Source organism: Oceanobacillus luteolus, assembly GCF_042678205.1.
GTDB lineage: Bacteria > Bacillota > Bacilli > Bacillales > Amphibacillaceae > Oceanobacillus > Oceanobacillus luteolus.
On the sequence record NZ_JBHUDE010000065.1, the window covers coordinates 1 to 938 of the forward strand.

Sequence of the window (938 nt, forward strand, 5' to 3'; positions counted from 1 at the left end):
AACCAGCTAATAGTTGTCAATATATTTCTCTAAAAAACTCAAATTAATTATGATATACTTAATTTTATTCATGCTAAATAACCTTCCGTTATCACCAATCTGGAAGGTTTTGGATTTTTTAGTTAGATATAGTTTTTAGGCTATATCTTGGAAAACTGTTTTGTTTTTTAATAAAGCGTATATCCAGTGTAATAACTTATTCACGCAAGCAATGATCGCTACTCGAAATGGTTTACCTTCGTTGCGTTTTTTATCGTAAAACTCTCTCATTTTCTTATTTCGAGGGAGTATTTCATCAGTAGTTTTCTTCTTGCGTTTGTCTCGAATTGCACAACATACAGCCAAGTATAAAGCGTGTCTAAGCCTACTGGAACCTCTTTTAGTGATGCGGTTAATACTTGCTTTGAATCTACCAGATTCGAAAACGCTAGGGTCAACACCGGCAAATGCTACAAGTTTTTTAGGGTGATTAAATCGATCTATTTCCCCAATTTCTGAGATGATCGTGGCAGCGATTTTTTCTCCGATACCGGGGATAGATTTGATAATCTCATATTCTTCAATTTCTTTAGCTAGAGTATCTATCTCAGCCTCCAACTTTGATAGATGCTCTTTAAATTGAAGAAGCATATCAATGTACATTCCCATGCTCAAAAGGTGACTCTGATACAACGTCTTTTTAAATGGATTACGAGCCGCAGCCGCTTTGAGTTTCTGAGCCTTTTCATACGCCCACTTTTCAGAACGACTTCTACATAACTCATGTATACGATTTGCTAGCTTGTCCTCGCTTGTCATCAAGATATCCTCTGACGCTTTATATTCTTGGAGAATCCGTAAAGAAACAAAAGAATATAGCTCCCCAAAAACTCCTCGGTATTCAGGGAATACTTGCTCGAATACAGCTTGAAACTGTAACTTTGTTTGAATAAAATTAC

At 36.0% G+C, this 938-nt stretch carries 1 protein-coding gene; it reads right to left on the reverse strand.

Annotated elements, in window-relative coordinates:
• Positions 1 to 135: 135 nt before the first annotated feature.
• On the reverse strand, positions 136 to 938 hold an 803-nt coding region (locus ACFSBH_RS12130), incomplete at its 5' end, for an IS110 family RNA-guided transposase (protein ID WP_379597741.1).